At 69.2% G+C, this 26101-nt stretch carries 24 protein-coding genes and 1 pseudogene; 15 read left to right on the top strand and 10 right to left on the bottom strand.

The genetic code is table 11. The features are described 5' to 3' along the window. The first annotated feature begins 2 nt into the window (after positions 1-2). The 3 genes and pseudogenes from prfA to MSPGM_RS04115 all read left to right on the top strand — a co-directional run bounded on the left by prfA (position 3) and on the right by MSPGM_RS04115 (position 3820). The gene (prfA, locus tag MSPGM_RS04125; RefSeq protein WP_003599953.1) at positions 3-1088 is read left to right on the top strand and encodes a peptide chain release factor 1; all 1086 of its coding nucleotides are present in this window, start codon (positions 3-5) and stop codon (positions 1086-1088) included. Positions 1089-1102: 14 nt separating this feature from the next. Continuing rightward, positions 1103-1993: a peptide chain release factor N(5)-glutamine methyltransferase gene (gene prmC, locus MSPGM_RS04120; protein ID WP_043765869.1), complete on the top strand. Its 891-nt coding sequence runs from the start codon at positions 1103-1105 to the stop codon at positions 1991-1993. Between the two features lie 548 nt (positions 1994-2541). Next, positions 2542-3820 (top strand): annotated as a pseudogene (locus MSPGM_RS04115) (DUF4167 domain-containing protein). Between the two features lie 90 nt (positions 3821-3910). Here MSPGM_RS04115 and MSPGM_RS04110 read toward each other — a convergent pair. Genes MSPGM_RS04110 through MSPGM_RS04100 form a run of 3 tightly spaced genes read right to left on the bottom strand, consistent with a single transcriptional unit; the run spans position 3911 to position 9026 of the window. Next, positions 3911-5704: a hypothetical protein gene (locus MSPGM_RS04110; RefSeq protein ID WP_003603707.1), complete on the bottom strand. Its 1794-nt coding sequence runs from the start codon at positions 5702-5704 to the stop codon at positions 3911-3913. Positions 5705-5718: 14 nt separating this feature from the next. After that, positions 5719-7617, bottom strand: a complete 1899-nt coding sequence (gene flgK / locus MSPGM_RS04105; RefSeq protein WP_003603710.1) for a flagellar hook-associated protein FlgK — start codon at positions 7615-7617, stop codon at positions 5719-5721. Positions 7618-7643: 26 nt separating this feature from the next. After that, the gene (locus MSPGM_RS04100) at positions 7644-9026 is read right to left on the bottom strand and encodes a flagellar hook protein FlgE (RefSeq protein WP_003603712.1); all 1383 of its coding nucleotides are present in this window, start codon (positions 9024-9026) and stop codon (positions 7644-7646) included. 234 nt (positions 9027-9260) lie between these two features. On the opposite strand from MSPGM_RS04100, the gene MSPGM_RS04095 reads away from it, so the two are divergent. From MSPGM_RS04095 to MSPGM_RS04085, 3 genes are all read left to right on the top strand, one after another. After that, positions 9261-9728: a BLUF domain-containing protein gene (locus tag MSPGM_RS04095; protein ID WP_003603713.1), complete on the top strand. Its 468-nt coding sequence runs from the start codon at positions 9261-9263 to the stop codon at positions 9726-9728. A gap of 61 nt (positions 9729-9789) precedes the next feature. Beyond that, entirely contained in the window at positions 9790-10242 is a 453-nt protein-coding gene (locus MSPGM_RS04090; RefSeq protein ID WP_003603716.1) for a response regulator, read from the top strand. A 371-nt stretch (positions 10243-10613) separates the two neighbouring features. Next, positions 10614-12716 carry a putative bifunctional diguanylate cyclase/phosphodiesterase gene (locus tag MSPGM_RS04085; protein ID WP_375541381.1) on the top strand — a complete coding sequence of 701 codons (2103 nt, stop codon included), beginning with the start codon at positions 10614-10616 and terminating at the stop codon, positions 12714-12716. A gap of 39 nt (positions 12717-12755) precedes the next feature. On the opposite strand, the gene dusA is transcribed toward MSPGM_RS04085, so the two are convergent. The 4 genes from dusA to MSPGM_RS04065 all read right to left on the bottom strand — a co-directional run bounded on the left by dusA (position 12756) and on the right by MSPGM_RS04065 (position 15552). Beyond that, positions 12756-13778: a tRNA dihydrouridine(20/20a) synthase DusA gene (gene dusA / locus MSPGM_RS04080; RefSeq protein ID WP_003603719.1), complete on the bottom strand. Its 1023-nt coding sequence runs from the start codon at positions 13776-13778 to the stop codon at positions 12756-12758. A 373-nt stretch (positions 13779-14151) separates the two neighbouring features. Then, positions 14152-14352: a hypothetical protein gene (locus tag MSPGM_RS04075; protein ID WP_012752186.1), complete on the bottom strand. Its 201-nt coding sequence runs from the start codon at positions 14350-14352 to the stop codon at positions 14152-14154. Positions 14353-14678: 326 nt separating this feature from the next. Beyond that, entirely contained in the window at positions 14679-14831 is a 153-nt protein-coding gene (locus tag MSPGM_RS04070) for a hypothetical protein (protein ID WP_003603722.1), read from the bottom strand. Between the two features lie 109 nt (positions 14832-14940). After that, the gene (locus tag MSPGM_RS04065; protein ID WP_261926174.1) at positions 14941-15552 is read right to left on the bottom strand and encodes an urease accessory protein UreE; all 612 of its coding nucleotides are present in this window, start codon (positions 15550-15552) and stop codon (positions 14941-14943) included. A gap of 231 nt (positions 15553-15783) precedes the next feature. On the opposite strand from MSPGM_RS04065, the gene MSPGM_RS04060 reads away from it, so the two are divergent. The 5 genes from MSPGM_RS04060 to MSPGM_RS04040 all read left to right on the top strand — a co-directional run bounded on the left by MSPGM_RS04060 (position 15784) and on the right by MSPGM_RS04040 (position 20216). After that, positions 15784-16053 carry a hypothetical protein gene (locus MSPGM_RS04060; protein ID WP_012252649.1) on the top strand — a complete coding sequence of 90 codons (270 nt, stop codon included), beginning with the start codon at positions 15784-15786 and terminating at the stop codon, positions 16051-16053. Positions 16054-16252: 199 nt separating this feature from the next. Next, positions 16253-16978 carry a TerB family tellurite resistance protein gene (locus MSPGM_RS04055; RefSeq protein ID WP_003607339.1) on the top strand — a complete coding sequence of 242 codons (726 nt, stop codon included), beginning with the start codon at positions 16253-16255 and terminating at the stop codon, positions 16976-16978. Continuing rightward, a complete protein-coding gene (locus tag MSPGM_RS04050) occupies positions 16975-17727 on the top strand; it encodes an N-acetylmuramoyl-L-alanine amidase (protein ID WP_003607341.1) in 753 nt (250 codons plus the stop codon). The genes MSPGM_RS04055 and MSPGM_RS04050 overlap by 4 nt, the downstream gene beginning before the upstream one ends. A gap of 97 nt (positions 17728-17824) precedes the next feature. Next, a complete protein-coding gene (locus tag MSPGM_RS04045; RefSeq protein WP_015821387.1) occupies positions 17825-19402 on the top strand; it encodes a Na+/H+ antiporter in 1578 nt (525 codons plus the stop codon). A 658-nt stretch (positions 19403-20060) separates the two neighbouring features. Beyond that, complete coding sequence (locus MSPGM_RS04040; protein ID WP_003606306.1) at positions 20061-20216, top strand: hypothetical protein; 156 nt, start codon at positions 20061-20063, stop codon at positions 20214-20216. A 58-nt stretch (positions 20217-20274) separates the two neighbouring features. Here MSPGM_RS04040 and gshB read toward each other — a convergent pair whose 3' ends face one another. Both gshB and MSPGM_RS04030 read right to left on the bottom strand, forming a co-directional pair. Then, positions 20275-21237 (bottom strand): glutathione synthase, encoded by a 963-nt coding sequence (gene gshB / locus MSPGM_RS04035; RefSeq protein WP_003606304.1) that lies wholly within the window; start codon positions 21235-21237, stop codon positions 20275-20277. 301 nt (positions 21238-21538) lie between these two features. Beyond that, positions 21539-21847, bottom strand: a complete 309-nt coding sequence (locus MSPGM_RS04030; protein WP_003606302.1) for a hypothetical protein — start codon at positions 21845-21847, stop codon at positions 21539-21541. Positions 21848-22311: 464 nt separating this feature from the next. Between MSPGM_RS04030 and MSPGM_RS04025 the strand changes: the two genes are divergently transcribed. The 4 genes from MSPGM_RS04025 to MSPGM_RS04010 all read left to right on the top strand — a co-directional run bounded on the left by MSPGM_RS04025 (position 22312) and on the right by MSPGM_RS04010 (position 24783). Continuing rightward, positions 22312-22563 (top strand): hypothetical protein, encoded by a 252-nt coding sequence (locus MSPGM_RS04025; protein ID WP_003606299.1) that lies wholly within the window; start codon positions 22312-22314, stop codon positions 22561-22563. Next, entirely contained in the window at positions 22560-23345 is a 786-nt protein-coding gene (locus MSPGM_RS04020) for a hypothetical protein (protein ID WP_261926173.1), read from the top strand. The genes MSPGM_RS04025 and MSPGM_RS04020 overlap by 4 nt, the downstream gene beginning before the upstream one ends. A gap of 61 nt (positions 23346-23406) precedes the next feature. Beyond that, positions 23407-24084: a ribonuclease HI gene (rnhA, locus tag MSPGM_RS04015; RefSeq protein WP_012752183.1), complete on the top strand. Its 678-nt coding sequence runs from the start codon at positions 23407-23409 to the stop codon at positions 24082-24084. A gap of 72 nt (positions 24085-24156) precedes the next feature. Beyond that, positions 24157-24783, top strand: coding sequence for a DNA-3-methyladenine glycosylase (locus MSPGM_RS04010; RefSeq protein ID WP_003604859.1), 627 nt, complete (start codon positions 24157-24159; stop codon positions 24781-24783). Here the strand turns inward: MSPGM_RS04010 and zapE are convergent. Beyond that, on the bottom strand, positions 24780-25994 hold the full coding sequence (gene zapE / locus MSPGM_RS04005; RefSeq protein WP_003604858.1) for a cell division protein ZapE: 1215 nt from the start codon (positions 25992-25994) through the stop codon (positions 24780-24782). The genes MSPGM_RS04010 and zapE overlap by 4 nt on opposite strands. Between the last annotated feature and the right edge of the window lie 107 nt (positions 25995-26101).

The raw sequence follows: 26101 nt of genomic DNA, 5'->3' as shown, positions 1-26101 counted from the left end.
CGATGACCCCCATTCCTTCCGATCGCCTCGACGCCATCCTGGCGCGGCACGACATCGTCACGGCGCAGCTCGCCGACGGTTCGGCCGATGCCGGGAGCATCGTGCAACTCTCCCGCGAATTGTCCGAACTCGACGGCGTCGTGGCCGCGATCCATCACTACCGGCTGGCAGAGGCCAACCTCGCTGGCATCCGGGCGATGATCGACGAGCCGGGCGGCGATCCGGAGATGCGCGCGCTCGCCGCCGAGGAGAAGCCGGAGGCCGAGGAGGCGCTCGAACAGGCCCACCGCGCGCTGCAATTGATCCTGCTGCCCAAGGATGCCGCCGACGAGAAGAGTGCGATCCTCGAAATCCGCGCCGGCACCGGCGGTGACGAGGCGGCCCTGTTCGCGGGCGACCTGTTCCGCATGTACGCGCGCTACGCCGAGTCGAAGGGCTGGCGCGTCGAGGTGATCTCGGAGAGCGAGGGCACGGCCGGCGGCTATCGCGAAGTCGTGGCCGAGGTGAAGGGCCGCAGCGTGTTCTCGCGCCTCAAGTTCGAGAGCGGGGCCCACCGCGTCCAGCGCGTGCCCGACACCGAGACGCAGGGGCGCATCCACACCTCCGCCGCCACGGTCGCGGTGCTGCCCGAGGCGGAAGAGGTCGACATCGTCGTCAACGAGGCCGACCTGAAGATCGACACCATGCGGGCGCAGGGCGCGGGCGGCCAGCACGTCAACAAGACGGAATCGGCGATCCGCATCACGCATATTCCGACCGGCGTGGTGGTGTTCGTCCAGGAGGAGCGCTCACAGCACAAGAACCGCGCCCGGGCGATGTCCCTCCTGCGCTCGAAGCTGTTCGACGCCGAGCGCACTGCCAAGGATTCGGCACGGGCCGCCGACCGCAAGGCGCAGGTCGGCTCCGGCGACCGTTCGGAGCGCATCCGCACCTATAATTTCCCGCAAGGCCGCGTCACCGACCACCGCATCAACCTGACCCTCTACAAGCTGGAGGAGGTCATGGCCGGCCAGGCGCTCGACGAGGTGATCGACGCCCTGGTGACCGAGCATCAGGCCGAGCTGCTGGCCGCCGAGGGAATGGCGTGACGGTTGGGGCCGGCATGAGCCCCAGCTTTGCACCGACGCTTCCCCGCGAAGCCGCCCTGCGGCATCTCGTCCGGACCTTCGAAGGGGCCGGCCTCCCGAACGCGCGCTCGGATGCGCGCTTCCTCCTGCAACACACCCTCTCGCTCACCCCCCTCGACCTGAGCTTGCGCGGGCGCGAACCGCTCGGTGCGGCCGGGGCGGAGGCGCTCCGGCAGGCGGCCGAGCGGCGGCTCGCGGGCGAGCCGGTGGCGCGGATCCTCGGCGCCTGGGAGTTCTGGGGGCTGCCCTTCGCCCTCGGCCCGGAGACGCTGGTGCCGCGGCCCGACACGGAGAGCGTCGTCGAGACGGCGCTCCGCCTGTTGCCCGAGCGCGAGCGGCCGCTGCGCCTGATCGATCTCGGCACCGGCACCGGCTGCATCCTCGTGGCTCTGCTGCACGAGCGGCCGGGCGCGGTCGGCATCGGCCTCGACCGGTCGGCGGCAGCGCTGGCGATCGCCCGGCGGAACGCGGCGGCGAACGGTGTCGCCGATCGGGCCGCCTTCCTATGCGGCTCCTGGCTCGATGCGCTGGAGGGGCCGTTCGACCTCATCGTTTCGAACCCGCCCTACATTGCCGCCCCCGTCATCGCGACGCTCGAACCGGAGGTTCGCCTGCACGATCCGCAGGCGGCCCTCGACGGCGGAGCCGACGGACTCGACGCTTACCGGGCGATTCTCGCGGATGTCGCCCGGCGGCCGGGCCTGCTCTCGGCGCAGGGCGCGCTCGTACTCGAGATCGGCTACGATCAGGCAAATGCCCTGACCCGTCTCGCGCAGGAGGCGGGATTCGAGGATATCGGTTTCGGCCGGGATCTCGCGGGCAACGACCGGGTCGTCACGCTTCGGCCATCCTTGGCGGGCAGGTGACGGATCGAGGAAGCGGATTTCGCGCCGGGCCGCGACGCGAATGGCCGATAAACCTGCACAATTCCGGCATAAGCCGCCTTGGCCACGAAAAAATGCTTGTTGTCGAGGGCGTCAGTCACTAGCTTAGAGATGCAGGCCGCCAATGGTCCGTTGAGCGTCTCTCACAAAACTCCCGCTGCGCCCCACAGGCCAAAGGGAGCTCCCGAGAACCGGGAGTTTTGTGAGGCACTCTTTTAAACGGTATCGGCAGGATCGGTTTTGACCGTGTCCTCCGGCTTCGGACGGTCTTCCCATCATCGAGCGGACGCGCTCCGGCAGTCGCGGCTAGGCTCGGTGATATCGAACCTGACAGTCGAGGGATGTCTCGCGGCGCGCCAAAACCGAGCGCAGCCACCAGACGAGCGGCAAACATCGCGGAATGAAGCGCGGTCGGGCGCCTTGCGCCCGGCTCGCCCTGTCCGCGAGCCAAGCTCCAGCACTGTCAGTCACGCTGAGCGACAGGTAACGAGGGTCAATCGAGGCCGATGAGACCAAACCAGAATCGACGGATGCGGGGTCGCAATCGGCCCAAGGGTCCGAATCCGCTGACGCGCTCTTACGAGTCGAACGGTCCCGACGTCAAAATCCGCGGCACCGCTCAGCATATCGCCGACAAGTACGCACAGTTGGCGCGCGACGCCCTTGCGAGCGGTGATCCGGTGGCTGCCGAGAACTACTTTCAGCACGGCGAGCACTATTTCCGGATCATCACCGGCGCTCAGGAGCCCGGTCGTCCGCAGGTCACGCAGGGCTATGCCCGCAACGGCTTCGACGAGGACGAGGAAGGCGACGACGAGACCGTGCAGGGCCAGGGCGCCGAGGGCGGTCGCCAGGGGCTCGGCTACGGCACCGACGAGTACGGTGACCCGACGCAGCAGCCGCAGCCGTTCGAGCGCCACGACTTCGACGGCCGTCCCCAGCGCAACGATCGCAACGATCGCAGCGACCGGAACCAGCGCTTCCAGCCCCGCGAACAGGGCCGGGACCGCAACGATCGCAACGACCGGGGTCAGCGCTTCGAGGGCAACCGGCCGGATTACAACCGCGGCGAGCCGCGGCAGGACTTCCGGCAGGACCGGCCTGACCGCCAAGACCGGCCCGAGCGCCAAGATCGGCAGGATCGGCCCGAGCGTCAGGATCGTCAGGACTATCCCCGTCAGGACGGCCCGCGGCAGGATTACCGCCAGGACCGGCGTCAGGATTACCGGCAGGATTTCGGGCAGCAGCCCCAAGACGGCCGTGAGAATCAGGGCCGGGACAATCAAGGTCGTGAATTCCAGGGCCGTGAGCCGCAGGGTCGCGAGAACCGTCGCGACGCCGGCCGCTTCGAGAACGGTCGCAACGAGTCGCCCGAGGCGCCGCGTCAGGAGCCTCGCCAGGAATCGCGCCAAGAGCCTCGGCAGGAACCCCGGCAAGAGCCGCGTCAGGACACCCGCGCCGAGCCTGCGGCACGGCCCGAGACGCCCCAGCGCCCCGACAGCCCGGCGCCGCGGCGTGGACGCGGACGTGCGAGCGAAGCCAGCCGCGCCGCCGCGGCCGAGGCCGCCGATCCGTCGGCGCTGCCCGCCTTCCTGATGACGGCGACCCGTAACCCCACGCCCCGCCGTCCCCCGAGGCACCGGTTGCGCGCGCCGCGCCGGAGCCGCGCGAGGCAGCCCCCGCCTCCGAAGCGCCGTCATCGGCCGAGGACGCGCCCGCGCCCAAGCCGCGGCGCCGCCGGACCCGCTACAAGGGCCCGAGGACGAGGCAGCTCCCGAGAAGACCGACACGCCGGACGCGGCCGAGTAAGCGAACCAAACGAAAGCGGCCCGAGGATTTCCTCGGGCCGCTTTCGTTTGGCGCCTGCGCGCGGGCTGAGCGATACGCGTCCCGCTTGGATCAACGGAGATAGTTGACGAGGCTCATCTCGGAGAGGATCGAGGTGACCTTGTAGCTCGCCTGCAACTGCGTCTGCAGGCTCAAGAGCTTGGCCGCGACCTCTTCCGTCGAGACCGTATCGACCCCATCGAGGGAGTCCTGCAGGGTCGCCTTGGTGGTGTTGGCCACCGACTTCGCATTGGCCATGCTGCTGGCGGCCAGGCCGAAATCGGTGCCGATCTGCTCCAGGCTCTGCTGGCTGGTGCCCGCGGTGAGCAGGTTCGCCGCCCGGCTGGAGACCGCCTCGAACCGTGCCGTGTCGACCGTTCCGGTCCCGGTGGTGAAGTTTTCCGCCGCCATCGCGGCGATCCCGGCAAGCATCCGGCGGATCGCCTCCTCGTTGGCCTGCGCGCCGATCTCGACCGTCCGGCTGGTGCCGGCCTGCACCGTCGCCGTCGCCCGCGGGTCGGAAGCGGTGTCGCCCTTGTACCAGATCACGGTCTTGGCGCTCGCGGTCTCGGCGTAGCCGTTGCCGTCCGCCGCGACGCGCCGCGGGCTCAGGCCGGCGGCGGGCGAGCCCTCGAAGAAGTTCAGCGAGGCGCGGCCGGCCGAACTCGCCGAGAGTTCGGTGTTGGCCGCCGTCGTCAGGGCGTTCTGGAGCGTGCGGGAGAGGTTCGCGGTCGTCTCCTCCGGCGTCGCGCCGATGGCGAAGGCCGTCGCGGAGTCGGCCCCGGCCGTGGCAGCGGCGGTCAGGGTGATCGACTTGGTTGTGCCGTCATGCATGCCGAGCTTGAGCGTGATCGTATCGCCGGGTGCGGGATTGCTGCCGACGGTCAGGGTCGCCGTGGCCGCCTGGCCGTTGCTGAAGTCCGCCGCCACGCCGGGCGGGCTCGCGCTCTGCACGCTGGCGATGTCGGCCCCGCCGAGCGCCCGCTTCAGGTTCGCGGCGGTCTCTTCCTTGGTGGCTCCGATGGAGAAGGCTCCGGCCGCATTGCCGGCCTCGCCCGCGCGGGCCGTGAGGTCGAGGGTCGTCTGGCTGCCGTCGGCGAGTTGCACCGCCACCCGCACCTGAGCGCCTTCGGCAGGCTGCTCGGCAAAGCGCAAGGCGACGTCCGGCTTCGACCCGGCGACGACGTTCGCACCGAGCGTGGCGCTGTTCGAACTCGACGCGGCCATGAGGGTGAAGCCGAAATTCGCTCGTGCCTCGGCGCTGGAATCCTCCGACAGGCCGATCGTCCGCGTGCCGACGCTCTGGGTCAGGCGGCCATTGCCCGAGGGGCCGAGATCGGCCTTCTTCTGCTCGGCGATTAGGGCTCTGAGACCGTCGAGGCCCTCGGCCGGGATACCATCCAGGATGGCTTGGTCGGAGACGACCGGCGCCGTCTCGGTCGCCCGCCCCGAGAAGACGTAGACCCCGGCCGCCTGCTGGTTCAGGGCATCGACGGCCGCCGAGAGGTTGTTGGCGGCAAGCTGCACGGTGGCCGATGGCAGCTTCTCGTTACGGGTGGCGACGATGCCGGTGAGGTTCGAGCGGGTGCTGTCGGAGAGCGCCTTGAGCTGGGTGAGGCTGGCGCTCGTGAGCTTCACCCGGGTCTCGGCCGAGCCGATCGCCGCGAGGTAGCCGTCCTGGGCGCTGATCGCCGCGTGCGCGCTGAGACTGGTCGTGCGCGCCACGCCCAGGCCGCCATAGGTTTCGGCGGTGCGCCCGGTCGAGAGCTGCTGAGCCAGCCCGTCGAGCTGGTTCTTCATGCTGACGAGGCTCGCCGACTGGCGGTCGAAGCGGTAGGTGCCGGCGGCGAAAGCGGTGATGGTCATCGGCGGCTCCGCACCTAAATCCTGAGCAGGGTGTCGATCATGTCGCGGGCGGCGGTGAGCACGCGGGCGTTGGCCGCGTAGGCCTGCTGGAGCGCGATCAGGTTCGACATCTCCTCGTCGATGTTCACACCCGAGGCGGAGGCGAAGCGCCCCTGCGCCGTCGAGAGGGCGATGCTCTGTCCCTCGTCGAGATCCTGCGCCGCCGCCGCCGCCGCGCCCTGCACCGAGATGACGCCCTGGACGAAGTCGGCGACGCTCGACCGGGTCGGGGCGTCGATGCCGCTGATGCCGCTCGACGACGAGAAGAGGCGCTGGGTGCTCGTCAGCGCGGTGAAGAGTGCCTGCGGCCGGGTTCCGTCGCCGATGCCGCTCGCCGCGCCTGTCCCGGTGACGCCGACGAGGCTCGCGGCGCTGCCGACCACCGCTGGGTTCACGGCGATGCGCTGGGCAAAGCCGGTGAGCTGCGAGCCGCCGTCGAAGGAGCCGGTGTAGAGCGCGGCCGACGCGCCGTCGACGAAGAGCGGGATCTGCGTGGCGGAGCCCTTGATGTCGCCCGCCGCGGTGACCTGGGTCACGCTGGCGCTCGCCGCGACCAGGGTGGCCCCGCCGCTCGAGAGGATGCGCATCGCGCCGGCCTCGCCGCCGGGCACGCTCGACACCGTGTACCCGCCGCCCAGAGCCGCGGTGATCGCGTTGCGGACCTCGTCCGCGGTGCGGGCGGGGACCGCATCCGGCCGCCGGATCGTGAACGGGATCACCGTGGCGTTCGCGTCGTCGGTCGCGCCGGCGGGAATGGCGGGGGGCGGATTCTGGTAGGACGGCATCAGGATGAGGTTGCGCTGCGTGCCGCTCCCGTCCTGAACCGTCAGGGTGATGGCGTTGCCGGCCGAGAGACCGGTCAGGTCGATGTCGAAGCCCCCCGTGGTGCCGTCGGTGGGGACCGTGCCGGTGGCCAGTCGGTCGGACATCGCGCGCGACAGCCCCGCCGCGAGGTCGTCGAGCTGGCGCTGGGCCTGAGGCAGCATCGTATCGCGCAGTTCGATCGCGGCGGCGATCGAGCCGGAGCGGATCGCCCCGGAGCCGAGCAGGTCGATCTTGCCGCCGCCGGGCGTCGACGCGACGATGGTGCCGACGCCGCTCTGCGATGGGTCGGTGGCGTAGAGCGCGTTGGCCGAGAGCGTGCCGCGGGCATCGAAGCGGAGCGAGGCGGCGTTGGAGCGGTCGAGCAGGGTGACGCCGGAGCTGGTCAGCACGCTCACGCTGCCGTCGCTCTGAGGAACGGCGTTGATGTCGATGAGGCCCGACAGGCTGGTGAGTGCCTGGTCGCGCTGATCCTCGAGTTCGGGCCGGCTCGCATCGCCGGACGCGGTCGCGACGATGCGGGTGTTGAGCTTGGCCAGTTGCGCGAGCAGGCCACTGGCCTTCTCGGTATCGGTGGCGAGTTGCGATTCCAGCCCCGAGCGCAGGGCCTGAACCCCGTTGGCGGCGCTGCCGATGCGCGTGGCGAGGTCGTTGGCCGCGCTGAGCACCGTGGCCCGTGCGGCCGTCGATGTCGGGTTGGCGGCCAGGGTCTGAAGAGAGAGCGTGAAGTTGTTGAACACCCCGTCGAGCGCCGAGGCGTCTCCGGGCCGCCCGTACAGCGTGTCGAGCTGCGTGCGGGTCTTGGACATCAGCGAGGTGTAGGCCGCCCCCGAGCTCTCGGCGCGCAGCTGCTTGAGCGCGGCCGCGTCGAGCGCCCGTGCGACCGTGCCGGTCGCCACGCCGGCATTCCCCGAGCCCGAGGTGATGGGCGCGAGCGTGCGTCGGACATAGCCGGCCGTGCCGACATTGGCGATGTTCTGCGAGACGACCCCGATCTGAGCCTGCGTGACCCGCAGGCCGGCGGTGGCCGTGCTGAACGCGTCGAGGGCCAAGGCGCTTCTCCTCCCTCAGGGGTTCGTCAGCGGATGACGTTCAGCAGATCGGAGATCATCGTCTGCGCCGTCGACATCACCCGGGTGTTGGCAGAGTAGGCCTGTTGGGTAACGATCATCTTCGAAAATTCCGCGGCAATGTCCGTATTCGACTGCTCGACATTCGCCCCGACGACGGTCGAATCCTTGAGCCCGACGATCGGCTCGCCCGAGGCGACGGTCTGCTGGTAATTGCCCAGCGAATCCGGCTTCAGCCCGTCGGGATTGACGAACTGCGCCACCTCGACCCGGGCCAGCCCGATCACCGAGCCGTTGGAATACTTGCCGCTGATGATGCCGTTCTCGCCGACTTCGACGGAGTTCAGCGTGCCGGAGGCGTAGCCGTTCTGCTTGAGGTCGTTGGTCGTCACGGTGCCGGAGGCGGCGGCGTACTGCGTGAGGCCCCCGCTGAGATCGAGGGTGACCTCGCCGACATTGACACCGTCGACGGTCAGATTGCTGATCGGAACCGTTTTCCCGGTCGGGGCGGTCATCTGCCCGCTGGGGCTGAAGGTGAAGGCCTGGCCGATATTGGTCCAGCTCGCCTGGTTGCCGTTGACGCTGGTCTTGTCGGCGGTGAAGAGGTTCCAGGTGTCGCTCGTGCCGGTCGCGGTGTCGGCGGCGGCCACCTTCGCCCACCGGCTCTGAACGCTCACGGGGGCGCCGGAGGCGGTGTAGACGGTCAGGGCCGGGCCGGCGATGCTGTTGTCGATGAAGCTCTGCGCATTGGTCTGGGAGACGCTGCCGGTGGTGGCGCCGTTGGCCGGCGTCACCCGCGCGTCGGTCCCGTCGCTGAAGGCGGAGAGCAGGCCCTGCGTCGAGGCGGCGTTGGTCGTGGCGGGGGATTTGGGCAGGTTGGCCGAGTAGGTGATCGTCGTCGTCGGCTTGGCCGGGATGACCGCGTTCGAGATCTTGATCGGCCCCGTTCCGTTGGTCTGACCGGTGACCGGGTCGAGGCTCGCGCCGACGAGGTAGGCGCCCGCGGTGTTGACGAGGTAACCGTCCTTGTCCGGGGCGAAATCGCCGCGGCGGGTATAGAGGTTTCCGGCGGTGAAGCCCTCGCCGCCGCCCGCATCGGTGGTCTTCTTGCGCACGGCGAAGAAGCCCTGGCCGTCGATCGCCATATTGGTGGAGACGCCGGTCGAGACCTTGTTGCCCTGGATCGAGTTGGTGAGCTCCGAGAAGGCGCCGACCGAACCCGCGGTCTGGCTCTTCGCGTCGCCGTCGACGAGCATGTCGACGAAGCTCGTGTCGATGCGCTTGTAGCCGGTCGTCTGCGAGTTCGCGATGTTGCCCGAAATGTTGCTCAACGAGAAGGACTGCGCCTTCAGGCCCGAAACCGCGGTCTGAAGCGCGGAAAAGACGTCCATGGCGTTCGCTCGCTCCAAAAGACCGCAAGAAGCGGCGGATCTGAAGATCGAGAGCGCAACGCGCATGCCAAAGCTAAGTCATTGATATCATTAGAATGGACTTGCCGGGGGTCGGCAGTTTCGGACGGGCGGGTACGGACCGTTCGGCAGATTCTGCCGGGTCCGGCCGTGTTTACGGCCCGTTATCGCCATGCCCGCTAATGTAGCTGCGAGTTGTCGCGTCGGACGGGATTCATGAAGAACAAGAGGACGAGCCTCGTCCACCTGATCTACTTCTCACGCCTGACCATCTCGAACGAGCCGGCTCTGCGCGCGAAGCAGATCGGCGACATCACCCGTCAGGCTCAGAAGAAGAACGAGTTCGCCGTGATCACGAGCTTTCTGATCATCGACCAGAATTTCGCGATCCAGGTCGTCGAGGGCGAACGCCAGTCGGTCAACGAGACCTTCCAGCGGATTGCCGCCGATTCGCGCCACCGCGACGTGCAGATCGTCGAGTGGCGCGAAATCGCCAAGCGGGAGTTCGTCAGCTCCTTCACCACCGTGAGCCGCACGGCGGCCAACGAGCCGCATTTCGCCAAATCCGGCCTTCTGCCGATGCTGCAACGGGGCACGCCCAAGAGCAGCGCGATCCACGGCCTGGCCGTCACGCTCCAAGCCGAATCGATGGCCAAGCAGGGCATCGACCATCTGTTCGTTTGAGTGGGTGGGCTGCCTCCAGCCCGCCTTTCAGAGATCCCGTTGAGACGCGACCCCGGACGCCATGAGCGACACGCTTCCCATCCTCATCGTCGATGACCAGCCCAAGCTTCTGCGGCTGATCATCGAGCTGATGACCCGCCTCGGTTTCCCGGACGTCGAGGGCGTGTCGGACGGAGCCGAGGCGCTCATCCGGATGCGGGAGCGCCGCTACGCCCTCGTCATCTCCGATCTCGCCATGGAGCCAATGGACGGGCTTCAGCTCCTGCGCGAGATCCGGGCCGACGACAGCCTGATGAACACGCCCTTCATCCTCACCGAGACCTCGTTCGACTTCGAGGACATCAACCACGCCCACGTCGCGGGCGCCGACGCCTTCATCCTCAAGCCGTTCGACATCAACCTCCTGAAGACGAAGCTGAAGCAGGTGCTCAACCGCAAGCCGCGCCGTCGCGAGGCGCCGCTGCCCGCTGAATCGACGCTGAGCCAGGAATTCCCGCTGCTCGGCAAATTCTGATCGTCGAGTTCTGACCGGCGGCGTTTTCGCCTGTTCGGTAGTCCATCGCGGACGCCGCGCCGCGCTGTCCGGCGTTACGCATTTCCAACGACGTCTTCGCTGTGGCCGTGCCTTCAAGCGGAAGCCGTCGGCGGCAAGACACCCATGGCCCCTCCACGCCCGTCGCTTCTCGCGGGCGCGATACGCCGAGTGGCACGCCAGGATCCTTCGCGGAGCACTCGGTCTGATCGCCGTTTCCGAAGAAAACCGACCTGTGGTTGGCGCTTCGTGAGGCACTCTTAACCGGATCCGGGCATGTTGCCGGGAACGAAGAAGGGGGTGGACGACCGATGCAGGCGCAGGCCGAAGGTCAGGAAGTCGCCGGTCGGCGGATGGGTCTAGGGAACGGGCAGGACGGCCGCGAGACGGTTGGCGGGCACCTGCTGCGGACAGGCTCGGGACTCTGCCTGACCGTCGCCGGCTTTGCTGCCACCGCGCTGATAGCCTCGCTCTCCGCCGAGCCGACCCTGAGGCTCGCGGTCGTCGGGGGCGCGGCCATCCTCGCCCTCGTTCTCGTCTGCCTGATCCTGCGCCGGCTCACCCGCAGCCTCACCCGCGCGATGCAGGCCGCCGAAAGCATCGCCCCGGCGACTGCTCCCGCCGTCGCGCTCCGGACTCTTCCGGCATGCGCCTCCGGCGAAGCCCCACCTTCGAACGGACTCCGCCTGATCGCCGACCGCCCTCGGCTGGGTGACGGGGCCGACCCGGCCATCCTCACCGACATTGCGGCCCTGAAGCTCCGCGAGGACGCGTTGAGCGATCGCATCGCCCGGTTGAACGCGGCGCTCGATACCCTCTCCCTCGGATTCCTTCTCTACGATCGCGATCACCGGCTGCTGGTGGTCAACCGCCGCTACCACGAGATCTACCGGCTGCCGCCGGGGGCCGTGACCCCCGGCATGTCGGCGCTGGAGGTGCTGCGCAGCAATGTCGGAGTCGGCGATCAGCCTGACCGGAGCGAGGACGAGTGCATTGCCGAGATCGGCGTGATGATGGGGGCCGATGCCGTGCCGACCCAGATCCAGCATCTCGCCGACGGACGCGTCGTCGCCGTCGAGATCCAGCCGATTGCCGGCGGCGGCTTCGTGGCGATCTACGAGGAGGCGACCGAACGCTGGAACGCCGAGAACCGCATCGCCCACATGGCCCGGCACGATGCCGTCACCGACCTGCCCAACCGCGTGCTGCTGCGCGAGCGGATCGAGGGGGCGATCACCCGGGCACGGCGCGAGACCGGTTTCGCCGTGCTCTGCCTCGACCTCGACAATTTCAAACAGGTCAACGACACCCTCGGCCACGCTGTCGGCGACGAGTTGCTGCGGGCGGTGGCGCACCGCCTCAGGGCCTGCCTGCGCGAGGTCGACACCGTCGCCCGTCTCGGCGGCGACGAGTTCGCGATCATCCAGGCGAGCGTCGCGGCGCCGGCCGATGCCGCCACCCTGGCCCAGCGCATCCTCAACGTGGTCAGCGCTCCCTACGCGCTGACCCATCACTCCGTCATCGTCGGCGTCAGTATCGGCATCGCGCTCGCGCCCGGAGACGGGCTGGAACCCGAGCGGCTGATGCAATGCGCCGACGTCGCCCTCTACCGCGCCAAGGACGACGGGCGCGGTGTGTTCCGGTTCTTCGAGGCGCAGATGGATGCGCGCCTCCAGGCCCGGCGCGCCCTCGAACTCGACCTGCGCGCCGCCTTCGAGGCGGAAGCGTTCGACCTGCATTATCAGCCGATCTACGACCTCGCCGAGGAGCGCATCAGCGGCTTCGAGGCGCTGCTGCGCTGGACCCACCCGACCCGCGGCCGGGTCTCGCCGGCCGAGTTCGTGCCGCTCGCCGAGGAGATCGGCCTCATCGTGCCCCTGGGCGAGTGGGTGCTCCGCCGCGCCTGCCGTGAAGCCTCGGGCTGGCCGGACGGCCTCAAGGTCGCGGTCAACGTCTCGGCGGCGCAGTTCACCTCGATCGCGCTGATCGGAACGGTACAGGCGGCGCTCGCCGAGAGCGGCCTCTCCGCCCGCCGCCTCGAACTGGAGATCACCGAGAGCGTGCTGCTGGTGAACGGCAGCGCCACGGTGGCGATCCTGCACGGGCTGCGGGACCTCGGCGCCCGGATCGCCATGGACGATTTCGGCACCGGCTATTCCAGCTTGAGCTACCTGCGCAGCTTCCCCTTCGACAAGATGAAGGTGGATCAGTCCTTCACCCGCGACCTGACGGTGGAGCAGGGCTCCGGTTTCATCGTGCGGGCGGTGGTCAGCCTCGCTTCCAGCCTCGGGATGACGACGACCGCGGAAGGTGTCGAGACCCCGGAGCAACTCGCTTGGCTGCGCGAGGAGGGCTGCGACGAGGTGCAAGGCTACCTGTTCAGCCCACCGGTGCCGGCGAGCGAACTCCCGGCCCTGCTCGCGATCTGGAACGGCCACAAACGCCGCGCCGCGTGACGCCGTGATCCGATCACGCTTGCCGTCGATCGCCGGGAATCAAGCCGCTTCGGAAGCCGGCGCACGTTCCCGAGACACCTTGGCCACCGCCTCGCGCAGGGTGGCGAGGCCCGCCTCCGGGCCCATCCCGGCGGTGGCGAGATGCCGGCGATAGGCCCGCGCTCCAGGCCGCCCGTTGAACAGGCCGAGCATGTGCCGGGTATAGGCATGAAGCCGCAGGCCCCGTTCGAGCCCTGCCGCGACGATGGGCTCGAAGGCCTCGATCGCAGCGAAGGCATCGGCGACGGGGGCGGGTTCGCCGAACAGCTCGGCATCGACATCGAGCAGCAGCGCCGGCTCGGTATAGGCGGCCCGGCCGATCATCACGCCATCGACCTCGCCGAGCCTCGCCTTGGCGGCAGCGATGTCGGCGATCCCGCCATTGACCGCGATCGGCAGATCCGGATGCGCCCGCTTCAGCCGGGCGACGCGGTCGTAATCGAGCGGCGGTACGTCCCGGTTCTCGCGCGGCGAGAGACCTTTGAGCCAAGCCTTGCGGGCATGCACGACGAGTCCGTCGACTCCCGCCGCGACCACGGCGTCGGCGACGGCGTCGAGGGCTTCCTCGATATCCTGATCATCGACGCCGAGGCGGCACTTCACGGTCACCGGCACCGGGACGGCCGCCTTCATGGCCGCCACGCAGGCACCCACGAGGCCCGGCTCGCGCATCAAGCAGGCACCGAAGCGTCCATCCTGCACCCGGTCTGAAGGGCAGCCGACATTGAGGTTGATCTCGGCGTAACTGAAATCGGCGGCGATCCGGGCCGCCGCCGCGAGGTCGTCCGGGTTGGAGCCGCCGAGCTGCACCGCCAACGGCTGCTCGTAGGCGTCGAAACCGAGCAGCCGCTCCCGGTCCCCGTGCAGCACGGCCCCGGTCGTCACCATCTCGGTATAGAGCCGCGCCCGGCGCGACAAGGTTCGGTGAAACGCGCGGCACTGCCGGTCGGTCCAATCCATCATCGGTGCGACGCTGAAGCGCCACCCGCTGAGTTCGTTCAGTTTTTCAGCCGGGGTCGACACGTGCGCCCTGTTCCGTTTCGATGCTGGTCCGCTTCGAGCCATCCGCGAGGATCGTCGCATGGGCGGCTCGATCGAAGGCGTACGAGCCTCGGCCTGAGCTGCGGGCGATCGGCCGCCGAAAAGCCGATGCCGCAGGCGTCCGATTGGCTTGATCCTGCAGGCCGCAAGCCATCGTTCAGGACGATGTACGCAATGCGCGCCCGGATACCACGCATCGGCCAGCCTCAAAAGCGAAGAGCACCGCCGTCGCGAGATCGGAGCGTTCGGCGGGAGGCGGGCGCACCGCTCGAACCGGCGTCCGCAACATGCGCGTCAAACCAAATACCGCGAGACGCCGACCTGCTGCCATCGGGTCGGATATGGCTCTCGGCTGTCACGCACCTTTCGAGAATGGCTGACGCATGGTGCTGTCGGCGGCCATCACGGCATCCACCGCACGTTCGGCGAGCGCGCGGGCGAGATCATGGGGCAGTCGGCCGCTGCTGGGCAATTGTCTGCTGGTGACGTCATACTGCGCGATGACGGCGGCCACGGCCCTGATTCGATCTTCGCGGCTTGCTTGCGCCTGTTGCACGTCATCTCTCCTGGTGCGGCATCGATCCGAACGGGATTCCGCCTGTGCAACGCCGACGAGAGTGCCTCACAAAACTCTCGGTCACCGAGCGTTTTCCCCTTGCCGCGACGAAGGGGCGTTTCAGGAGAGACACCAAGCTAAGGCGCATCGCGCACTGTCCGCTTCTTCGATACCGGAACTGGCTTTTTCTGTCGTCGTGATCGCCGGAGATCTGCACAAGTTGCGGGCTGATTGCGTGTGTCTGCGGCGCCCTTACGCGGGCCGTGCACACAATCCGTGCACGTTCGATCCGGGGCGTGATGACAGAATGCCTATCCCGCAAGCGGCTACGATTTCTGCGTGGGCTGCTGATCGCCGAGCCTGAGAAAGCTTGCTGCGAAGGCTTCCGCGCCCTCCTTGGTCAAGCCGGTGACCACGAGGCCTTGTGCGGTGACCGCCCAGAGTCCGTCGCCGTTCTGGAGGACGCTGATTTCCGCCACGGCTCTCTCCCGGAATTCAACTTTCCGGTTAACCCTCGCGCGCCGCAACGCGTTCCGGGGGCGCGCGGCGGGGCATGCCCACGCCGCGCACGCGATCCTCTAACGCCGCTCAGTGTTCGTGGCGGTGGCTATGGCCGTGCTCATGGCTGTGCTCATGGCTGTGGTCGTGCCCGCAGCCTCCGTGGGCGTGGCTGTGCCCGTGACCATGGTCATGATGAGCATGAGCGTCATGGCCATGAGCGTCATGCGTATGGGCTTCGTGGCCGTGATGATGATGGTCGTGGCCGCACTGGCTGTGATCGTGCGCAGCCTTTTCCGGCTTGAACGGGCGGTTCACGGGCTCGGCCGAGCAGCCGGCGCCGCGGATCAGCTCGGCGGCGCTGGCCGGCACATAGAGAACCTCCGCGCCGACCTCCGCGGGGACATGCTCACCGCCGAGCTGCCAGGCGAGCCGCAGCAGGCGGGCCGGATTGCCGGCGCGGACTTCCAGAAGCGCTTCTTCGGCGGCACGCACGGCCACGAGGCGCCCGTCCTCGAGCTTCAGCGCATCGCCGTCCTCAAGGCCCGCGGCACGATCCAGGTGGAGATCGACGGACAAGCCTCCCGCTGTGGTCAGGTGCGCATGCGCCTGGCCCCGGGCGGCATGATCGAGGGTCACCGTGTCGACGACGAGATCGGGCCGAACGGCGGCCTTGCGGACGATCAGGCTGGCTTTGGGCATGGTGATCCTCGGATAGGGGCCCGTCGGCAGCGGGCCGAAACCGGGCGATTTTGCAACAGGCGCGCCTTCAGATGGCAGGCGCAGGGCGAAAAGTCATGCGCCGATGCAACCTGCCCCAATCTTGGCCGTTTCATGTGCCGTCGATGGCGGCCGGTGACAAACCAAGGCCAAAACGGTGCCCCGCGCCGGCAAATGGCCCGATCGCCGATGCACAAGGGAGTTCGGACCACCATGAAGAGACTCATTGCCGCCGCCCTCGCGGGCAGCCTCGCGCTCTCGCTCGGTGCCTGCAACACGCCCCAGGATCGGGCGCTGGGCGGTGCTGCCCTCGGTGCGGGCCTCGGCGCGGCGGTCGGCGGCCTCGCCACCGGTCGTGCGGGCGGTGCGCTGGCCGGTGCCGCGATCGGCGGCGCGGGTGGTGCCATTGCCGGTGCCGCGACGGCGCCGCGCTGCCCCTACGGCACGTTCCGCGACGAGTACGGCAACGTCTACTGCCGCTGATCGCGAAGCGGTTCATGGGGAGGGCCGGAGCGGCAAGCTCCGGCCCTTTTCTTTTGCGGTCGATTAAAGCACCGGGCTTGCGCTGCGGTACGCTTTGCGGCGTTAAGCCGTGACGACCGCTCCTGCTGAATGTCTTCGGAACCGCCCTTGTCCCCCTGGATCCCTCACGCTTCCGCTCCCCCGTTGCGGGCGGCGCCCGATGAGCACCGGCCTGTGGGGCAAGATCGGCGGGGCCGGGATCGGCGTGCTGGTCGGCGGGCCGATCGGGGCGCTGGTCGGATCGGTCGCCGGCCACTTCCTGGTCGATCGCGAGGGCGCGCCCTTCGGCCCGACGCCCCGGGACGTCCTGTTCACGACGGGGCTCGTGGCGCTCGCGGCCAAGATGGCGAAGTCCGACGGCGTGGTGACCGAGTCCGAGGTCCAGGCCTTCGGGCGGGTGGTGCAGGTCGAGCCCGAGGCGCGCGCGGGTGTCCAGCGCCTGTTCGACCTCGCCAAGGCGACGACCGACGGCTTCGAGGCCTATGCCGGGCAGCTCGCCGCGACCTTCGGCGAGGAGCCGGCTCTGCTTGAGGACGTGCTCGACGGCTTGTTCCATATCGCCACCGCCGATGGGGCGATCCACGAGGGCGAGGAGCGCTACCTGCGCTCCGTTGCCGGGATCTTCGGCCTCGACGAGGCGGCTTTTCGCCGGATCGCCGCCCGGCATGTGCGGCTCGCCGACGACCCCTACCTCGTGCTCGGCCTCGAACGCTCCGCCGACCCCGCCGACCTCAAGGCGCAGTACCGGCGGCTCGTGGCCGAGAACCATCCCGACCGGTCGCTGGCCCGCGGATTGCCGCCGGAGGCGGTGGCGATCGCGACGCACCGGCTCGCCGCCATCAACGCCGCCTGGGACCGGATCGCGGCCGAGCGGGGGCTGACGTGAGTTTTTCCCCGGACAGCCCCCTGGCTGAGGCTGTCGTCGCCTCGCCGAACCGCGGCGCGCGGGTCGGGGACAGCCTCGACATGCTGATCCTGCACTACACGGGCATGCCGACGGCGCAGGGTGCGCTGGAGCGCCTGTGCGACCCGTCCGCCGAGGTCTCGGCCCATTACTTCGTGTTCGAGGACGGACGCGTCATGCAGATGGTGCCGGAGGCCGACCGGGCCTGGCACGCGGGCGCCGGAGCCTGGGCGGGCGTGCGCGACATCAACTCCCGCTCCATCGGCATCGAGATCGCTCATCCCGGCCATGCCGGCGGGCTGCCGCCCTATCCGGAAGCGCAGATTGCCGCGGTCATCGCGCTGGCCCGCGACATCGTCGTCCGGCGCGCGATCCCCGGACCCCGTGTGCTCGCCCATTCCGACGTGGCGCCGGCACGCAAGGAGGATCCGGGCGAAGACTTTCCCTGGGAGCGGCTGGCGCGCGAAGGCGTCGGGCACTGGGTGCCGCCGGCGCCGGTGCGGGATGGCCGCTTCTTCGCCATGGGCGACACCGGCCAGCCGGTCGAGGCCCTGCAGGCGATGTTGGCGCTCTACGGCTACGAGCAGCCGGTCACCGGCCACTTCGACGCGGCGATGCGCGCGGTCGTCACCGCCTTCCAACGCCATTTCCGGCCGGCCCGCATTGACGGCGTCGCGGATTCCTCCACGATCACGACCCTGCGCGATCTGATCGCCTCTCGGCCGGCCTAACTGCAGCCGGGCCGAAGAATTCGGAAAGAAACCCGTTCGCCCGGCGTTCCGTTGCCACCGTCATCGGCACGGGGGCGCCTCGGACCCGTTTTCCTTCATGTTCGTGTTCCACTGGATCGTCGGCGTCTTGGTCGGCGCGGTTCTGCTCGCTGCCCTGGCGCGGCGCCTGCGCGCGCCCTATCCCGCCTTCCTGGCCCTGGGTGGTGTCGGGCTCGCCTTCGTGCCCGGCGTGCCGAGCCTCACGCTCGATCCGGAGCTGGCGCTCGCGCTGTTCCTCGCACCCGTTCTGATGGATGCCGGCTACAGCACATCGCTGCGCGACCTCGTGCGCAATGCCCGCCCCATCGCCGGGCTCGCCGTCGGCGCGGTGGCGGCGACGACCGCGGCGGTCGCGGCGGTCGCTTTGTGGCTCGTGCCGGACATGCCGCTCGCGGCCGCCATCGTGCTCGGGGCGATTGTCGCTCCGCCGGACGCCGTGGCGGCGCTGTCGGTGCTCAACCACGTCTCCCTGCCGCACCGCCTCGCCACGATCCTGCGCGGCGAGAGCCTTCTGAACGACGCCGCCTCGCTGCTGATCTACCGGCTCGGCGTGGCGGCAGCGATGACCGGCCATTTCGCCTTTGCCGAGGTGGCGCCGGCCTTCCTGATCGGTGTCGTCGGCAGCCTCGTGGCGGGGCCGCTCGCCGCACTCGTCTACCTGCGGATCCTGCGCCGCGTCGATGAGCCGGCCAGCGTCATCGTGCTGCAATTCGCGGCCGCCTTCGGCCTCTGGATCGCCGCCGAGGCGATGGAGCTGTCCGGGGTGCTCACCGTAGTCAGCTTCGCGATCACCGTCGCCCGCTACGCCCCCGGCCAGACGTCGCCGCGCCCGAGGGTGATCTCGAACGCGGTCTGGGAAACGGCGATCTTCGTGCTCAACGTCCTCGCCTTCGTGCTGATCGGCGAGCAGATCGGGCCGATCCTGGCGCGGATGACGCCCGAGCAGGAATTCGCGTATGCCTCCGTCGGCGGCGCCGTGGTCGTCACCGTGATCCTCGTTCGCATCGCGTGGGTTTTGCCGGCGAGCGCCATCCGCCGTGTCGGCTTCGGCATCGCCTCCGATCAGCCGGATGACCTTGGCCCGGCCCGCGATCTCGGTCTCGGCGCCGGCTTTGCCGTCTCGTGGTCGGGGATGCGCGGCCTCGTCACCATCGCCACGGCTTTGGCCCTGCCCGAGGGCGGGCCTGAGGGCGGCGCGTTTCCCTATCGCGACCTGATCGTGCTCACCGCCTTCTGCGTGGTGATCGGTACGTTGGTGCTCCAGGGCTTGAGCCTGCGCCCGATCCTGGGATGGCTCGGGCTGGAGGATAGCGATCCTGTCGGCCGCGAGGTCGGCCGGGCGCGGGCCGAGGCCTATGGCGCCGCGGTCGAGGCTCTGAAGAACGACCGCTCGGAGGCGGCGGATGCTCTGCGCCGGGAGTTCCATGCCGCGCTGGCCCAAGCCGAGGCGCATGAGGAGGGCCTCGCCCCGGAAGGGCTGCCGACCGACGAGCCCCGCCGCCGCGCGATCCACGCCGCCCGCGACCGTCTCCTGACCCTGCGCCGGAACGGCCGGATCGGCGACGACGCTTATCTCGTGCTGGAAGAAGAACTCGATTGGGCCGAACTCAATGCGACGCCGCGCGGGGAGGCCTGATGTGCTTCCAGAAGGCTAATTTTTCGAGCGAATTCACTTTTAAATTGCAGAAAATGAATTCATATTCTGATTTTTGGATTAGAGTTTAGAGAAATCATCTAGATGGGCCTTCGATTTGCCGAAAAGCCTCGTTTTATCGCCATCTCAGATGCTGCGCGTTCGAGTGGATACAATCTTGATGCACGCTTCCGATCGATGGGTCATTTCATGAGATTTGTTTCCGGTATTGCCGTCCAGGTCATGCTCCGCAATCTGTTGCAAGGAATTGTGTATCGCCCCTGGACTCATCCAGAAATCCTGGGCGAATAAAGGTCCCATGCGGTAAAGCTCGCGGGCCCGAGGCGGCGGTGACGGGGACGGCCGTCGGAAGCGCGCCGGGAAAACCTTTTGCCCCCGTGACACGTAATGGCCTGCGCCACGCGGCGTGCCCGCCGATCCCTCATGTCTTCGCGCTGCCATCCGCTTCCGCGGACGCGGCGGAAACAGGTCCGATGCCGAGATCGATGTTCGAACCGTCAGCCTTAAGCCCGACTGCACGGCCGCCTGCGTCGCCCCCAGCGGAGTCTAACTGCATTCCCGTCCATGGTCTCGGGATGGGGCCAGGCCGCGCCTGTCTCGCGGGCCGGGGTGTCGTCCGCCTGCTGGATCGCCCGTGCTGATGGTCGCGAGCGTCGCTTGTCTTGTCGCGGGTGTCGGGCTGGCGGCTCAGGCGCACCGCTTCGGCGCGCGCGCGGCGCTGGCCGAAACCCTGTCCGGCCTCCTGCTGATCCTCGGCCTCGGCCTGATCGGGCTCGGGCTCCCGGTGTTTCGGTAGGCCCCGATCGCGATGGGAAAGGGCTGATCGTCCGAGACGACCCCGTCTAAGGCGGCGGTCAGGCGCCGAGGCTGCGGCGGGCGGCGAGCCGCACCTCGATCGCGTCCCAGACCGAGACGGCGAGATCGGGGCCGCCGAGCCGCTTGATGGTGCGGATGCCCGTGGGGGAGGTGACATTGATCTCGGTGAGATGACCGTCGATCACGTCGATGCCGACCAGGATCAAGCCGCGGCGTCTCAACTCCGGCCCGATGGTGGCGCAGATCTCGCGCTCACGCTCGGTCAGATCGGAGGCGCCGGCCGCGCCGCCGCGGACCATGTTGGAGCGGATGTCGCCCTTAGCCGGCACGCGGTTGATCGCGCCCATCGGCTCGCCGTCCACGAGGATGATGCGCTTGTCGCCCTCGGTGATCTTTTCCAGGAAGCGCTGCACCACCCATTGCTCGCGGAAGGTGGCGGAGAACAGGTCGAACATCGAGCCGAAGTTCGGATCCTCCTCCGTGACCCGGAACACCGCCGCGCCGCCATGCCCGTGCAGCGGCTTCATCGCCACCGTGCCGTGCTCCTTGCGGAACGCCTCGATCTCGGCGCTGTCGCGAGAGATCAGGGTCGGCGGCATCAATTCGGGGAAGTCGAGGACGAACAGCTTCTCCGGCGCGTTCCGGACCTCGGCCGGATCGTTGACCACCAGAGTGCGCCCGGCAACCTTCTCCAGCATGTGGGTGGCCGTGACATAGGCCATGTCGAAGGGCGGATCCTGGCGCATCAGCACCACGTCGACTTCGGCGAGGTCGATGCGCTCCGGGGCCCCGAGGGTCGCGTGCGCGCCCTCGACATCCTGCACCGTCACGGGCTGGGCGTAGGCCGTGACCAGCCGGCCCTGCATCGAGAGCCGGTCCGGCGTGTAGGTGTAGAGGCTGTGACCGCGCGCCTGCGCTTCCAGCATCAGGCCGAAGGTGGTGTCGCCCGCGATGCGGATCGACTGGATCGGGTCCATCTGGACCGCGACGGTCAACGCCATGCTCGTCCCCGAATTGCTGCGCGTTCCGCCGAAACAGCGGGCGAAACTGCGGGCTCTTGGCGAGCCTGCTCCGTTCCGATCGATCCTCTGAGGGGACCGGAGCCCGAGGGTCTCTCACATCGTGCCCGCTGCGCCGCCACGGCCGGTGGGGCGATGCTCAGCGCCCGGGCGTTGTGTGAGGCACTCCGGGAGCCCCCCTTCAGGACCGTAACCGACCTGATGGCATCAGGTCGGCGTCTCTCAGTCATCGTGTAAGGCGCATTCTTCCGACGAACCGGTGGCCGCTCCGTCGGAACGCGCGCTAGCGCTGGCCGCGGGACTGCGAGCCGCCCCCGCTGCGCCGGTCGTAATCGCTGATGGCGGACTTGCACTCCGGCGAGAGGCGGGAGCGGTTGCGGGTCATGCAGGCATCGGCATCCTGGCTGTTCGGATCGACGCCGGCACAGAGCCGGAAATAGTCGTTGGCGCAGCCGAGTTGCAGCCCCTGGTCCTCGCGCTGGGCCTGGGCCGGGCTTGCCGCCACCAGAGCCAGCAGAGCGAGAGGCGCCAGTCTCAGGGCCGCGGACACTCCGCGCGCTAGGCTGCCGAATCGTGTGAAGTCCGGACGCATCCTGCCTTGTCCTTCGCTCGATCAAAGTTGGGTTGGGTCCGCATATCGGGCATCCCCCCTCGTTAGCAAGCGCAGCACGCCTCCGTTGCACCCGCTCTCTCGCGCCCGTCCGGGCCTCCGGCGTGACCTGAGAAAACCCGCCCGACAAAGAAACGGCCCCGCAGCGCAATCGCGCGGGGCCGAAGTCAAGGGAGGAAACGCCCGCCATGGGCAAACTCAACTTCGCAAGGACCGTGCCGTCCGCGAAACAGGTCGTGCCGACGTCACGTATCTCGCCGGAGGCAGGCGGAACGCGGCGTGCGTTGAAACACTCCGTTAACCACGTCGTGCTGAGCTTGGCCTGAGATCGCCCGGCCGGGGCGGGCCCGTCCCGCTCACGACGAGCACTCGCCCCATGCTGCTCGCCCGCTCCGGGAGGCCGCAGGGCGGGAGCCGGCCGCCACACACATCGACGGGACAGGCCCATGACGCCTTCAACGACCGCCCCCTCCAAGACGCCTTCCTCAGCGTCCCCTCCCGCCCCCACGGCGAAGCCGGGCCACGGCGAGGGCGGCGCGACCGGCTCCGTCGTGCCCTTCGCCCCCGCGACGACCCGCCGCTTCCGCCGCGAGGCGGACGATGCGCCGCGCGGTCAGATCCTGCTGTTCATGGGCGTGCGCTACGAGAGGATGCCGGAGGCGGAGGCTCTGCCGGTTCCGCGCCGCCGCCGCTCGTGACGCGCGCCGGTTCTCGATCCGCCGGCCTGCTTTTGGCCCTGCTGCTGGGCGCTTGCGCACAGGAGGGTGATTTCGGCCGCCCGGCCCCGAGCGCCTGGAACAGCCTGATCGAGACCACGGGGACGGTGGCCGCCTACGAACGCGGTGCGCCGGCTTCAGCCTTTCCACTGACCGATGACGAGACGGTCCTGCGCGATCGGGCCTGGCGGTTCCTGATGCCCGCCGACGACCACGCCGCCTTCTCGGACGCGCTCGCCAACCTGACCCGAGCCCGCGTGCTGCCGTCGCGTTGGCGGCGTGACGATATTCCCGTCTATCACAACGATTTGATCGCCGAGTCGTTTCACTCTCCCTATTCCCGCTACCGCAGGTTGTCGGACGACGCCGTGGCCGACGGTCGGCTGATCCCGATCTTCGCGGCCGTCGCCGGGCGTGTCTTCGAGGCGGACGGTGTGCGCCTGCGCGCGCTGCCGTTCTCGAAGAGCCTCGACGATCGGGATGTGCGGCAGGCCGCGATGCGGGTCGCCGAGAACCGCTGCCTCGTGGCGTGGGTGCGCCTGGAAACATCCCTGCGCATCGCCCGCTATCGCTACGCGCTCGAGCATTTCCTGATCGAGATGCCCGGCCGCGAGGCGGCGTCGGCCGAGCAGGCGCTCGCCTTCCTCGAAGGGCGCCGCGGGCTCCTCGACCCGCTGCTGCCACCGGACGCGGCCGCCCGCTGCGGCCTCGTCGAGCTGCCGGTTCAGGCGGTCTTGGCCGCGCCGGTCGTGGCCAAATATTAGCGGGCGTGTATTAGCCCCGGTCCGGACACGGCAGGGACAGGGCTGAAAGCGAATGGGACCGATGCGAACCATCGTCTACGCGGATGGCGGTTGTGACCCCAATCCCGGCCCCGGCGGCTGGGCGGCGGTGATCCAGGCCCCCACCGGGACGATCGAGCTGTACGGCGGCGAGCTCGCCACCACCAACAACCGCATGGAGCTGACCGCCGCGATCCGCGCCCTGGAGCATTTTCCCGAGGGCGCCGCGATCGAGATGCGCTGCGACAGCCAGTACGTGGTCAAGTCCGTCACCGAGTGGATGCGCGGCTGGAAGGCGCGGGGCTGGCGCACCGCCACGGGGCCGGTGAAGAACATCGACCTGATGCAGCGCCTCGACGCACTGGCCGCAGCCCGCGACGTGCGCTGGACCTGGGTGCGCGGCCATGCCGGCGAGGCCGGCAACGAGCGCGCCGACCGTCTCGCCACCCTCGGCCGCCGCGAGGCCCTGAGCGGCAAGACGTCCGGTGAAGCGGTGCCCCCGCCGGCCGATGCCTCGCCCGCCCTGGCGCCGGCGCAGCCGGTGCAATCCAAGACGGTGCAGGTGGCGTTGAGCGCGGATCTCGCCAACGCTCTGTCGCGGGCGGCGGGTCGTGCCGGGATCACCCCCCAGGCGTATCTCGAGGACGCGGTGCGGCTGGCGCTCGAACTCAAGCCGCCGGGCGTCGCCCGTGTTCGGGCCGAATTGCAGAAGGCGTCCTGATCGGGCGGAGGCGGGCGCGATGAACCTGGGGCATCGTCCCGAAAGGTGGACGCCGGCTTTCGGAGAAAGACGATGCAAAACAAAAGACGAGAGCGGCGCCCTGGATCCGGTATCCAGGACGATGCTCTCGCCTTCTTCGACCGCCCCGCCGCGACCGTTGCCGCCGAACTGATCGGCCACGGGCTGTTCGTCGACGGCGTCGGCGGCCTCATCGTCGAGACCGAGGCCTACGACCGGAGCGATCCGGCCTCGCACAGCTTCGCAGGGCCGACGCGGCGCAACGCCAGCATGTTCGGGCCGCCGGGCCGCGCCTACGTCTACCGCTCCTACGGCCTGCACTGGTGCCTCAACCTCGTCTGCGAGACCGGCAGCGCCGTGCTGCTGCGGGCGCTCGAACCGAATGCGGGTCTGGAGACGATGCGCACCCGCCGCGGGCTCGACGCGCCGCGCCTCCTCTGTGCCGGGCCGGGCCGGCTCGCCCAGGCGCTCGGCATCGACCTCTTGCATGATGGCCTGCCGCTCGACCTGGCGCCCTTCGCCTGGGCGGCGCCGGAGCGGCCGATGCCGGTCGCGGCGACGACCCGCATCGGCATCAGCCGCGGGGTCGAGGCGCCCTGGCGCTTCCTGGTGCCTGGCTCACCCTATCTCAGCCGGCCGTTGCCGCGCACGAAACCCGGTGCCGCGGGGGAGGGGGCTTAGGTCTCGGCCAAGCCGGCGCTCGACTCGGAGGGCGCCCGCCCATGCGGCGTGCCGAGATATTCCTCCGAGCGCATCTCGATCAGGCGGGAGGCGGTGCGCTCGAACTCGAACGCCTCGCGGCCCTGCGCCGCGGTATAGAGTTCGGTCGGCTCCGCCGCGGCCGAGGCGACGAGCTTGACGTGCGCGTCGTAGAGCGTGTCGATAAGCGTGATGAAGCGCTTGGCCTCGTTGCGCTCCGCCTCGCCCATCACCGGAATCCCCGAGACGATCAGCGTGTGGAAGCTGTCGGCGAGCGCCATGTAGTCGGAGGCGCCGAGCGGCTTGCGGCACAGGTCGTCGAAGCCGAAGCGGGCGACGCCGCCGGCTTCTTCCGGCACCGGAACCGCGCGGCCCTTCACCTTCACCGTACTCGGCTGGCCCTTCGCGCGCCCTGAGAGCGCCTTGAAGGCGGCGTCGAGCGCGGCCTCGGCCGCCGCGTCGGCCGGCACATGGTAGACCGAGCTGCCGCCGAGCTTCTCCAGGCGGAAATCGGTGCGGGAATCGAGGCGCAGCACCTCGACCCGCTGCTGCAGCTCCGCCACGAAGGGGAGGAACAGCGCGCGGTTGAGGCCGCCCTCGTAGAGCCGGTCGGGCTCGACGTTCGAGGTCGCCACCACCGTCACGCCGCGCTTGAACAGGGCTCCGAACAGGCGCCCCAGGATCATCGCGTCGGCGATGTCGGTGACCGTGAACTCATCGAAGCAGAGCAGCGTCGCTTCCGCTGCCAGCGCTTCGGCCACCGGCGGGATCGGGTCGTCGCCCTTCACCTCGCCCCGTTTCAGGGCCTGGCGGTGGGCGTGGATTCGCTCGTGCGCGTCGGCGAGGAAGCCGTGGAAATGGACTCGACGCTTCGGGCCCGGCGCGACTTCGTGGAAGAGGTCCATCAGCATGGTCTTGCCGCGTCCGACCGAGCCCCAGATGTAGAGCCCCCTGGGCGGCCCGACATCGTCGTCCTTGCGGCCGAACAGCCAGCCCAGCGCGCTGCCCTTCTTCGCCCGGCGGCGGCGCTCCAAGTTCTGCACCAGCCGGTCGAGGGCCTGGACGAGGCGGATCTGGGACGAATCCCGCTCGATCGCACCCGAGGCCACGAGGGCGTCGTAGCGTTCGCGGACCCGGCCGTGCGGCGCCGCGCCGGCGCGGGCATGGTCGGAGGGCGTATGGGTCTCGGGCATCCCGGCCGATCGTTCACGTGAGGGAGCGGCTCCTCCGGCAAGTGAACCTGCGGAGGAGGCGGGCGGTGTGGCTCGTCCCGCTCTGCCGCGCGGCGGCGGCGCGATCA

Source organism: Methylorubrum sp. GM97, assembly GCF_024347855.1.
GTDB classification, from domain to species: domain Bacteria; phylum Pseudomonadota; class Alphaproteobacteria; order Rhizobiales; family Beijerinckiaceae; genus Methylobacterium; species Methylobacterium extorquens.
Note: the sequence above shows the minus strand (reverse complement) of the source record. Positions and strands in the feature narration are given on the sequence as shown.

Excerpts from the sequence above, each read along its gene's own strand:
- MSPGM_RS04110 (WP_003603707.1), bottom strand. The coding sequence starts at position 5,704 with ATGACCATCACCGCTTTCGCCGCCGGCACCTACCGCTTCGACCGCCAG.
- MSPGM_RS04030 (WP_003606302.1), bottom strand. The coding sequence starts at position 21,847 with ATGCGTCCGGACTTCACACGATTCGGCAGCCTAGCGCGCGGAGTGTCC.
- MSPGM_RS04055 (WP_003607339.1), top strand. The coding sequence starts at position 16,253 with ATGAGCACCGGCCTGTGGGGCAAGATCGGCGGGGCCGGGATCGGCGTG.
- zapE (WP_003604858.1), bottom strand. The coding sequence starts at position 25,994 with ATGCCCGAGACCCATACGCCCTCCGACCATGCCCGCGCCGGCGCGGCG.
- MSPGM_RS04010 (WP_003604859.1), top strand. The coding sequence starts at position 24,157 with ATGCAAAACAAAAGACGAGAGCGGCGCCCTGGATCCGGTATCCAGGAC.
- MSPGM_RS04085 (WP_375541381.1), top strand. The coding sequence starts at position 10,614 with ATGGGTCTAGGGAACGGGCAGGACGGCCGCGAGACGGTTGGCGGGCAC.
- MSPGM_RS04045 (WP_015821387.1), top strand. The coding sequence starts at position 17,825 with ATGTTCGTGTTCCACTGGATCGTCGGCGTCTTGGTCGGCGCGGTTCTG.
- MSPGM_RS04040 (WP_003606306.1), top strand. The coding sequence starts at position 20,061 with ATGGTCGCGAGCGTCGCTTGTCTTGTCGCGGGTGTCGGGCTGGCGGCT.
- MSPGM_RS04100 (WP_003603712.1), bottom strand. The coding sequence starts at position 9,026 with ATGGACGTCTTTTCCGCGCTTCAGACCGCGGTTTCGGGCCTGAAGGCG.
- prmC (WP_043765869.1), top strand. The coding sequence starts at position 1,103 with ATGAGCCCCAGCTTTGCACCGACGCTTCCCCGCGAAGCCGCCCTGCGG.
- MSPGM_RS04060 (WP_012252649.1), top strand. The coding sequence starts at position 15,784 with ATGAAGAGACTCATTGCCGCCGCCCTCGCGGGCAGCCTCGCGCTCTCG.
- MSPGM_RS04025 (WP_003606299.1), top strand. The coding sequence starts at position 22,312 with ATGACGCCTTCAACGACCGCCCCCTCCAAGACGCCTTCCTCAGCGTCC.
- MSPGM_RS04095 (WP_003603713.1), top strand. The coding sequence starts at position 9,261 with ATGAAGAACAAGAGGACGAGCCTCGTCCACCTGATCTACTTCTCACGC.
- MSPGM_RS04090 (WP_003603716.1), top strand. The coding sequence starts at position 9,790 with ATGAGCGACACGCTTCCCATCCTCATCGTCGATGACCAGCCCAAGCTT.
- prfA (WP_003599953.1), top strand. The coding sequence starts at position 3 with ATGACCCCCATTCCTTCCGATCGCCTCGACGCCATCCTGGCGCGGCAC.
- rnhA (WP_012752183.1), top strand. The coding sequence starts at position 23,407 with ATGCGAACCATCGTCTACGCGGATGGCGGTTGTGACCCCAATCCCGGC.
- gshB (WP_003606304.1), bottom strand. The coding sequence starts at position 21,237 with ATGGCGTTGACCGTCGCGGTCCAGATGGACCCGATCCAGTCGATCCGC.
- MSPGM_RS04065 (WP_261926174.1), bottom strand. The coding sequence starts at position 15,552 with ATGCCCAAAGCCAGCCTGATCGTCCGCAAGGCCGCCGTTCGGCCCGAT.